At 74.2% G+C, this 329-nt stretch carries 1 pseudogene; it reads right to left on the reverse strand.

Going from position 1 to position 329, the window contains the following annotated elements:
- A pseudogene (locus tag CCN29_RS34265) lies at positions 1–329 on the reverse strand (AraC family transcriptional regulator); the annotation flags it as partial.

A 329-nucleotide genomic window follows, 5' to 3' on the forward strand; every position in this document is an offset into this window, starting at 1 on the left:
GCCGTCCAGCAGTCCCGCCGCCGCGAGGACGAAGGCGCCGGTGCACAGCCCGACGATGCGGGCACCCTCCTCGTGGGCCCGGCGCAGCGCGTCCAGGGCCTCCTCCGGCGGCGGGGAGGTGATCGATCTCCAGGCCGGCACCACGACGGTGCCCGCCCGGGATATCGCCTCCAGGCCGTGTGGCGCGGTGAGTTCCAGGCCCCCTGTGGTCCGCAGCGGGCCCTCTTCGCCGCCGCACACCAGCAGGCGGTAGCGCGGCACGCCGGCGTCCTGGCGGTCAACCCCGAACACCGACAACGGTATGGAACTCTCGAAAATGGGGCCGCCGC

This window comes from Streptomyces pseudogriseolus (assembly GCA_002154585.1).
In the GTDB taxonomy this organism is placed as follows: domain Bacteria; phylum Actinomycetota; class Actinomycetes; order Streptomycetales; family Streptomycetaceae; genus Streptomyces; species Streptomyces pseudogriseolus.